The organism is Streptomyces sp. KL116D (assembly GCF_030766975.1).
Taxonomy (GTDB): domain Bacteria; phylum Actinomycetota; class Actinomycetes; order Streptomycetales; family Streptomycetaceae; genus Streptomyces; species Streptomyces longispororuber_A.
In genome coordinates this window covers 59,523-69,774 of record NZ_JASERH010000149.1, presented here as the reverse complement: position 1 = coordinate 69,774, position 10,252 = coordinate 59,523, and the positions used below count along the sequence as shown (strand labels likewise).

The following is a 10,252-nucleotide window of genomic DNA, read 5'->3' as shown; positions in this document are numbered from 1 at the left end:
CTCGGTCAAGCTCATGATCTGGAGGCCGCCGCGCCGTCCCATCCGGGACCGGACGAGGTCATCCGTGTCGGCCGCCATGCCGCCGCCGCTCTGGTCCCACAGGCCCCAGGCCAGGGACAGTCCGGGCAGTCCGGCGGCACGCCGCTGGGCCATCAGCCCGTCGAGGTAGGCGTTGGCCGCCGCGTAACTGCCGCTGCCCGCCCCCATGAAGACCGCCGACACGGACGAGTAGACGACGAACGCGTCAAGGTCCAAGTCCCGCGTCAGCTCGTCGAGATGCCGTACGGCGTCGACCTTGGGACCGAAGACCCTGGCCAGGCGTTCCGGGGTCAGCGTCCCGATCACTCCGGCGTCCAGGACACCGGCCGTGTGCAGCACGCCGCGCAGGTCGGGTATCGAGGCCACCAGGTCCCGGGCCCGGTCGCGGTCCGCGACGTCGCAGGCCACGACGCTGACCTCGGCGCCCTGTCCGGTCAGCTCGGCGACCAGTTCCGCCGCGCCCTCGGCATCCGGTCCCCGGCGGCTGGCGAGGACGAGCTTCCGTACGCCGTACTCGGTGACCAGGTGGCGGGCCGCGAGCGACCCCAGGGAGCCGGTGCCGCCGGTGACGAGAACCGTGCCCTCAGGTCCGAACACCTGTGCTGTTTCGGCGACTTGGGCGCGGGCGATGCGCGGCACGGAGAGGGCCGTGCCGCGGACCGCGATCTGCGGCTCGTCGGCGGCGAGAGCCGATCCGAGGACGCCCGTGATCGCGTCAATGTTTGTATCCGTGTTTGCGACCGTGTTTGCGTCACTGTTTGCGGAGCTGTTTGTGACTGTAGTTGCGGACGGGTTTGTGTCCACGCTTGTGGCGGTGTTCGTGTCCAGGTTTGTGGATGGTGCGGTGTCGAGCAGGACGATCCGGTTCGGGTTCTCGGCCTGTGCGGCGCGTACGAGACCCCACACCGCGGCGCCCGCCGGGTCGGTCACCGTGCCGTCGCCCGCGGGGACGGCGCCCCGGGTCGCCACCACGAGCCGCGAGCCGTCGAGACCGTCGGCCGCAAGCCAGGCCTGTACGACGCCCAACACCCTTGAGGCCAGGGCGAGTTCGGCATCATCGCCGTCGCCGCTCACGACCTCCAGGACCACCGCGACGGGCACGTCGCCGCCGACGGAGGCGGTCAACTCCGTCACGTCCTCGGCCGTGGCCACGGACACCCAAGCCGGTGCCGACGCCGACGTCTTCCCAGTCAACTCCCCTTGCTGCATGGGCAGTTCGGTCCAGTCCACCTGGAACAGAGAGTCCGTCACCGTGGATTCACCGGCGCTCGCCAGCTGCTCGGCGGTCAGCTCCCGCAGGGCCAGCGAGTCCGCCGACACGACCGGGCCACCGGCCTCGTCCGCCGCCTCCAACGCCACCAGGCCGGAGCCGCCGGCCCGCAGGCGGACCCGCAGGGCCGAGGCGCCGACGGCGTGCAGCACCACTCCGTTCCAGTCGAGCGCCTGGCGGACCGTGCCGCCGTCAGCCGCGGCGTCAGTCAGCGTGTGGGCGTGCAGCGCGGCGTCGAGCAGCGCGGGGTGCAGGCCGAAGCCGCCGGCCTGCTTGCGCTCGTCGTCGGGCAGGGCGACCTCGGCGAAGAGTTCGTCGCCGCGCCGCCACAGTGCGCGTACGCCCTGGAAGGCGGGGCCGTACTCGTAGCCCCGCGCGGCCAGATCGGCGTAGCAGCCGTCGGTGTCGACGGTCTCGGCGCCGGGCGGGGGCCAGGCGGCGAAGTCGAAGTCCGTGGGCGGGTTGCCGGTCGTGGCCGAGAGGAGTCCGGTGGCGTGCCGGGTCCACGTCTCGCCACCCTCACCGTCGGGGGCGTCCTCGCGCTGGGAGTAGATCTCCACGGTGCGCGTCCCGTTCTCGTCCGGGCCGCCGACAGCGACCTGGACGCGTACGCCGCCCTGCTCCGGCACCACCAGCGGCGCCTCGGTCACCAGCTCGTCCAGCACCCCGCACCCGGCCTCGTCACCGGCCCGTACGGCCAGCTCCACCAAGCCGGAACCAGGGAGGATGACGACGCCGCCGACGGCGTGATCCGCCAGCCACGGGTGCGACTTGAGCGACAGTCGCGAGGTGAAGACGAGACCGTCGGACTGCGGGAGCCGCACCATCGCGCCGAGCAGCGGGTGATCGACCGCCGCCTGGCCGAGCGAGGCCGCGTCGGTGGCGGCGCGGGCCGTCTGGAGCCAGTAGTGCTGGTGGTCGAAGGCGTAGGTGGGCAGCTCGACGTGGGCTGCCGTGGTTCCGGTGGTTCCAGTGGGCAGGGTGCCCGTCCAGTCGACAGGGACGCCGCGCACGAACAGCTCGGCCATCGAGGCGAGCAGCCGGCGCAGGCCACCGTCGTCACGCCGCAGCGAACCGGTCACGACCGTGTCCGTGCCGCTCTCGTCGAGGATCTCGTTGACCGGCTGGACCAGCACCGGGTGGGCGCTGATCTCGACGAACGCGCCGTGCCCCTGCCCGACCAGGTCCGCGACCGCCGGGCCGAATCCGACCTGACCGCGCAGGTTCCGGTACCAGTAGCCGCCGTCGAGCACGCCCGCGTCCTCGACCCAGCCGCCCGTGACGGTGGAGTAGAAGGGCACGAGCGGCGCCTGGGCGCTGATCCCCGACAGGGTCTCGGCGAGAGTGCTCTCGATGTCTTCGACGTGGCGGGTGTGCGAGGCGTAGTCCACGGCCACGCGACGCACGCGGACGCCGTCGTCGGACAGGGCCACGAGCGCCTCGTCCAGCGCCGCCGCGTCACCGGCGACGACCACCGAGGCCGGGCCGTTGACGGCCGCGACCTCGACGCGGTCCGCCCAGCGCACGAGCCGGTCCACCGCCTCGTCCTCGCTCAGCGCGACCGACGCCATGCCACCGCGCCCGGCCAGCCGCTCACCGATCGCCTGGCTGCGCAGCGCCACTACGCGGGCCGCGTCCTCCAGCGACAGCGCACCTGCAACGCAGGCGGCAGCGATCTCACCCTGCGAGTGACCGACCACGGCGTCCGGCAGGACACCCACGGACGACCACACAGCCGCCAGACCGACCATCACCGCGAAACTCGCGGGCTGGAGCACGTCCACGCGCTCCAGCAACCCGGGGTCGACTTCCCCCCGCAGCACGTCCACCAGCGACCAGTCGACGTACGGAGCAAGTGCAGTCGCACACTCGGCGATCCGCTCCGCGAAGACCGGCGACGAGTCGAGCAACTCCCGCCCCATACCGGCCCATTGGGACCCCTGCCCCGGGAAGACCCACACGACCTTCCCCACCGCACCAGAACCCGAGCCTGAGCCTGAGACGACGCCAGCCGCACTCTCGCCACGAGCCAGCGCCCGCAACCCGGCCAGCGCCTCCTCGCCCGACCCGGCCACGACCACGGCCCGCTCCCCCAGCAGCGCCCGGCTCGACACCAACGCGTCGGCCACGCCCGCCAGGGACACCTCACCGGCACCGGACCCCACGGACCCGGACCCCACGAACGCCGCGAGGCGCTCGGCCTGGCCCGCCAGCGACGCGGTACTGCGCGCCGACACCACGAGCGGCACCACACCGCCCACGTCCGAGCCCTCGTCCGGACCCGCGACGGGCTCGTGGGCCTCCGCAGGCGCCTCCTCCAGAATCAGGTGCGCGTTCGTCCCGCTGATGCCGAACGACGACACGCCCGCCCGGCGCGGACGCGCCTCGCCCGCCCACTCGCGGGCCTCCGTCAGCAACTCGATGGTGCCGTCCGACCAGTCCACCTTGGTGGTCCGCTGCTCGGCGTGGAGCGTCGGGGGCAGGACGCCGTGCCGCAGCGCCTGCACCATCTTGATGACACCGGCGACGCCCGCGGCGGCCTGGGTGTGACCGATGTTCGACTTCAACGAGCCGAGCCACAAAGGCTGTTGGGGGTCACGGTTCTTGCCGTACGTCGCGATGAGCGCCTGTGCCTCGATCGGGTCGCCGAGGACCGTACCGGTGCCGTGCCCCTCGACCACGTCGACGTCGGCGGGCGACAGGCCCGCGTTCGCGAGGGCCTTGCGGATCACGCGCTGCTGGGACGGGCCGTTGGGGGCCGTGAGGCCGTTGGAGGCGCCGTCCTGGTTGACCGCGCTGCCGCGCAGCACCGCGAGCACCTTGTGGCCTCGCTCGCGAGCCACGGACAGGCGCTCCAGGGCGACCAGGGCCACGCCCTCGGAGAGGACGGTGCCGTCCGCGTCGTCCGCGTACGCCTTGCAAGCGCCGTCGCCGGCCAGGCCGCGCTGGCGCGACATGCCGAGGACGCCGATGGGCGAGCCCATCACGGCGACGCCGCCGGCCAGTGCCATCGAGCACTCGCCCTGCCGCAGCGCCTGCGCCGCGAGGTGCATCGCGACCAGGGACGACGAGCAGGCCGTGTCGACGGTGACGGACGGGCCCTCGAAGCCGAAGACGTACGAGACCCGGCCCGACGCCACGCTTCCGGCGGTGGCGGTCGTGGCGAAGCCCTCCAGTTCGGCGGGCAGGTGCGTGAGGGACTCGACGTAGTCGTGGATGGAGACGCCGGAGAACACGCCGATGCTGTCGCCGCGCGCCGCGCTCGGGTCGATGCCCGCGCGCTCCAGGGCCTCCCAGGAGGTCTCCAGGAGGAGCCGCTGCTGCGGGTCCATGGCGAGGGCCTCGCGCGGCGAGATGCCGAAGAAGCCCGCGTCGAAGAGTCCGGCGCCCTCCAGGAAGCCGCCCTTGGTGGAGTACGAGGTGCCCGCCTTGTCGGGGTCGGCGTCGAAGAGGGTGTCCAGGTCCCAGCCGCGGTCGTCCGGGAAGGCGGACATGCCCTCGCGGCCCTCCCGCACCAGGTTCCACAGGGATTCGGGGCCGGTGACCCCGCCCGGCAGGCGGCACGCCATGCCGACGATCGCGATCGGCTCGTCGGGGTCCGCTACGGCGACCGTGGCCGCGGTCGCGGCGGTGCCGGTGGCGGCGTCGGCTGCGCTGTCGCCGAGTTCCTCGCGCAGGCAGCGGGCCAGAGCCTGCGGGGTCGGGTAGTCGAAGATCAGGGTGGCGGGGAGCTTGACGCCGGTCGCCGCGCTGAGCCGGTTGCGCAGCTCCACGGCGGTCAGCGAGTCGAAGCCGATGTCGCTGAACCCCTTGGTGCCCTGCGTCAGTTCGGCGCTGGTGAAGCCGAGCACGGCGCCCGCCTCGGCCTGGACGACGGAGAGCAGGACGCCCTCCTGCTCGTCCTGGGTGAGCCCGGCGAGCCGGCGGACCAGGGCGCTGCTGTCCCCGGCGGCCGCCCGCGCGGTGCGCCGGCCGGCCCGGACGAGGCCGCGCAGCAGGTGCTGCACTCCCCCGCCGGACGCGGCCTGCCCGCGCAGCGTCTTGAGGTCCAGCTTGATCGGGACGAGGAGCGGCTGGCCCATGTGCAGGCCCGTGTCGAAGATGCGCAGGCCCTCGGCCGGGGTCAGCGCGAGGACGCCGCCGCGGCTCATCCGGGCCTGGTCCACGGCGCTGAGGTGGGCGGTCAGGCCGTCGCTCTGCTCCCACAGGCCCCAGGCCAGGGAGAGTCCGGGCAGCCCGGCCGCGCGGCGCTCGGCCATCAGGCCGTCGAGGAAGGCGTTGGCGGCGGCGTAGTTGCCCTGTCCGGCCGAACCCATGAGGGCGGCGGCGGACGAGAACACGACGAACGCGTCGAGGTCCAGGCCCCGGGTCAGCTCGTCGAGGTGGCGTACGGCGTCGGCCTTCGGCGCGAAGACGGCGGCGAGCCGCTCGGGCGTGAGCGTGGCGATCACGCCGTCGTCCAGGACACCGGCGAGGTGGACGACGCCGGTGAGGGGGTGTGCGTCCGGTACGGAGGCGAGGAGGGCCTCGACGTCGGTGCGCCGGGAGACGTCGCAGGCGACGACGGACACCTCCGCGCCCTGTTCGGCGAGTTCGGCGACCAGTTCTCCGACGCCCTCGCTGTCGGGGCCGCGACGGCTGGCGAGCACCAGGTGGCGTACGCCGTGCCGGGTCACGAGGTGGCGGGACACGAGGGCGCCGAGGGAGCCGGTGCCGCCGGTGAGCAGCACGGTGCCGCCGTCCGTGAACACGTCGAGCTCGTCGGGGACCTGTCCGGTGACGCGGGCCAGCCGTGGCGCGGAGAGCGTGCCGCCGCGCACCGCGACCTGCGGCTCGCCGAGCGCGAGGACCGGGCCGAGCACCGGTACGGCGCCGTCGGCGGCGGCCGGGTCGGTGTCGATGAGGACGATGCGGTCCGGGTTCTCGGCCTGCGCGGCGCGGATCAGACCCCAGACCGCGGAGCCGGCCGGGTCGGTCACCACGCCGTCGCCGGCGGGCACCGCGCCCCGGGTCGCCACCACGAGCCGCGCCTCGTCCAGACCGTCGGCCGCGAGCCACGCCTGCACCACGGCCAGCACCCGTGAGGTGAGGGCGAGTACGGCATCGTCACCGTCACCGCCCACTGCCTCCAGGACCGCCACCGCAGGAACACCGGCACCGACAGCGCCCAGCGCCGTCACGTCGCCGGCGGTGTCCACCGACACCCACGTCGGGGCCGACGTCCCCTGCTCCAGGGGCAGTTCGGCCCACTCCACGCCGAACAGCGAGTCGCGGCTGTCGTCGGCCGCCGCGGCGTCGAGCTGGTCGGCGGAGACCGGCAGGGACACCAGCGAGTCCATGGTCAGGACCAGGCCGCCGGTCTCGTCGGCGGCCTGGAACGACAGCGCGTCCGGGCCGCACGGAGCCACCCGCACCCGCAGCGCGGAGGCACCCGCGGCGTGCAGTACGAGGCCGTTCCAGGCGAACGGCAGCACCTTGCGGTCGTCGTCCGGGTTGGCGAAGGCGTTGGTGTGCAGGGCGGCGTCGAGGAGCGCCGGGTGGATGCCGTACTTGCCGGCCTCTTCGCGCTGTTCGTCGGGCAGGGCGACCTCGGCGAACACCTCGTCGCCGCGCCGCCACACCGCGCGCATGCCCTGGAAGTCGGGGCCGTAGGCGTAGCCGCGCTCGGTGAGGTCGCCGTAGAAGTTGTCGATGTCGACCGGCTCGGCGCCCGGCGGCGGCCAGGCCGTGAAGTCGGCGTCGGCCTGCGGTGACCTGGCGTCGGCCGACAGGAGTCCGGTGGCGTGCCGGGTCCACGGGTCGGTGCCGCCCTCCCCCGCGGCGTCCTCGCGCAGGGAGTACACGTCGACGGTGCGGCGGCCGGTCGCGTCCGGGCCGCTCACCGCGACCTGGACGCGCACGCCGCCGCGCTCCGGCAGGGCCAGCGGCGCCTCGATGACGAGCTCTTCCAGGACGCCGTGGCCGAACTCGTCGCCGGCCCGGACGGCGAGGTCCACGTACGCCGTGCCCGGGACGATGACGACGCCGCCGATCGCGTGCCCGGCGAGCCAGGGGTGCGACTGGAGGGACAGCCGTGAGGTGAACACCAGGCCGTCGGACTGCGGGAGCTGGACCACCGCGCCGAGCAGCGGGTGGTCGGTGGCGGCCAGGCCGAGCGACGCCGAGTCGGTGGCCGAGCCGCCCATCCGGATCCAGAAGTGCTGCTGGTCGAAGGCGTACGTCGGCAGGTCGACGCGGGCCGTGCCGGCGCCGGTGGGAAGGATCCTGGCCCAGTCCACGGGCACGCCGCGCACGAACAGCTCCGCCATCGAGGCGAACAGCCGCCGCAGTCCGCCTTCCTGGCGGCGCAGCGAGCCGGTCGCCAGGACGTCGGCGTCGCCGCCGGTCTCGTACACGATCTCCGTGATGGGCTGGACGAGGACCGGGTGGGCGCTGATCTCGACGAAGACGCCGTGGCCCTGGCCGATGAGTTCGGTGACGGCCGGGCCGAACTTCACCTGGCCGCGCAGGTTCCGGTACCAGTAGCCGCCGTCGAGGACGCCCGCGTCCTCGATCCAGTCGCCCGTGACGGTGGAGTAGAACGGGATCGTCGGCGCCTGGGCGGCGATGCCGGCCAGCGACTCGGCGAGGGCGTCGCGGATCCGCTCGACGTGGCGGGAGTGCGAGGCGTAGTCGACGGCGATGCGCCGGACGCGGACGCCCTGGTCCTCCAGGGTGTCCAGGGCTTCGTCCAGGGCCTCGGCGTCACCGGCGACGACCACGGAGTTCGGGCCGTTGACGGCGGCGACGTCGACGCGGTCCGCCCAGCGCTCCAGGCGGGCGGCCGCCTCGTCCTCGCTGAGGGCCACGGACGCCATGCCGCCGCGCCCGGCCAGCTCGGAGGCGATCAGCCGGCTGCGCAGCGCGACCACGCGGACCGCGTCCTCCAGGGACAGTGCGCCGGAGACGCAGGCGGCCGCGATCTCGCCCTGCGAGTGGCCGAGCACCGCGTCGGGCTCGACGCCCACGGACGACCAGAGGGCGGCCAGCGCGACGACGACGGCGAAGCTCGCGGGCTGCACCACGTCCACGCGGTCGAGGAGCTCGGGGTCGGCCTCGCCGCGCAGCACGTCGGTCAGCGACCAGTCGACCCACCGCTCCAGTTCGGCGGCGCACTGCGCGATCCGCTCGGCGAAGACCGGGGAGGTGTCCAGCAACTCCCGTCCCATGCCCACCCATTGGGAGCCCTGGCCGGGGAACACCCACACGACCTTGCCGGGCGTGCCGGAGCCGGTGACCACGCCGGACGCGCTCTCGCCGCGGGCGAGTGCGCGCAGTCCGGCCAGTGCCTCGTCGTGGGAGTCGGCGACGACGACGGCGCGCTCGCCGAGGACCGCGCGGCCCGTCACGAGGGTGCCGGCGATGTCCGTCAGCGACACCGCGCCGGCGTCCTCGACGAACGCGGCGAGGCGTTCGGCCTGGGCGGCCAGGGACGTGGCGGTGCCCGCCGAGACGACGAGCGGCACCGCGCCGCCCTGGTCCGCGACCGGCTCGGCGGCCTCCTCCGCGGGCGCCTCCTCCAGGATCAGGTGGGCGTTCGTGCCGCTCGCGCCGAAGGACGAGACACCGGCCCTGCGCGGCCGGTCCACGCGCGGCCACTCCCGGGACTCGGTCAGCAGCTCCACGGCGCCCGCCGACCAGTCCACCTGGGTCGTCGGTGCGTCCACGTGCAGGGTCTTGGGCAGCACGCCGTGGCGCAGCGACTGCACGGTCTTGATGACGCCGGCCACGCCGGACGCCGCCTGGGTGTGCCCGATGACCGACTTCACCGAGCCGAGGTACAGCGGCTGCCGCGGGTCGCGGCCCTGCCCGTACGTGGCGAGCAGCGCCTGCGTCTCGATCGGGTCGCCGAGGACGGTGCCGGTGCCGTGGCCCTCCACCGTGTCGACGTCGGCCGGGGTGAGTCCGGCGCCGGCCAGCGCCTTGCGGATGACGCGCTGCTGGGCGGGGCCGTTGGGCGCGGTCAGGCCGTTGGACGCGCCGTCCTGGTTGACGGCGGAGCCGCGGATCACGGCGAGGACCTGGTGGCCGCGTTCCTGGGCCACCGAGAGCCGCTCGACGAGGAGGACGCCCACGCCCTCGGCCCAGCCGGAGCCGTCGGCGCCCGCCGCGTACGACTTGCAGCGCCCGTCGGTGGCGAGGGCCCGCTGCCGGGCGAAGCCGACGAAGCCGCCGGGTGTCGCCATCACCGTCGCGCCGCCCACGAGCGCCATCGAGCACTCGCCGCGGCGCAGCGCCTGCGCGGCGAGGTGCAGCGCGACCAGCGAGGAGGAGCACATGGTGTCGACGGTGACCGCGGGCCCTTCGAGGCCCAGGGTGTAGGCGACGCGTCCGGAGGCGACGCCGCCCGCGGTGCCGAGGGCACGCTCCAGGCTGAGGAAGTCCTCGTAGCCACTGAGGTCGGGGGCGTAGTCCTGGTGCACGAGGCCCGCGAACACGCCGACGTCGCTGCCGCGCAGCGAGTGCGGGTCGATGCCGGCCCGTTCGACGGCCTCCCAGGACACTTCGAGGAGCTGCCGCTGCTGGGGGTCCATCGCCATGGCCTCGCGCGGCGACACCCCGAAGAAGGCGGCGTCGAAGCGGCCCGCCTCGTGCAGGAAGGCGCCCTCGCGCACATAGGTCGTGCCGGGGTTGTCGGGGTCCGGGTGGTAGAGGCCCTCGACGTCCCAGCCGCGGTCCTCGGGGAAGCCGGTGTAGACGTCGGCGCCCTCGGACACCACCCGCCACAGGTCCTCGGGGCTACGGATTCCGCCCGCGTACCGGCAGGCCATCGAGACGATCGCGATGGGTTCCGTGGCCGCGGCCGCGAGTTCGCTGTTCTCCTGCTGAAGCCGGGCGTTCTCCTTCAGCGAGGCCCGCAGGGCCTCGACGACCTGCTTGTCCGGCGCGGACATAACCATCCTC

The 10,252-nt window shown here is 74.0% G+C and carries 1 pseudogene; it reads right to left on the bottom strand.

Annotation, left to right across the window (positions count from 1 at the left end):
- Positions 1-105 precede the first annotated feature (105 nt).
- A pseudogene (locus tag RBJ77_RS58690) lies at positions 106-10,242 on the bottom strand (SDR family NAD(P)-dependent oxidoreductase); the annotation flags it as partial.
- Between the last annotated feature and the right edge of the window lie 10 nt (positions 10,243-10,252).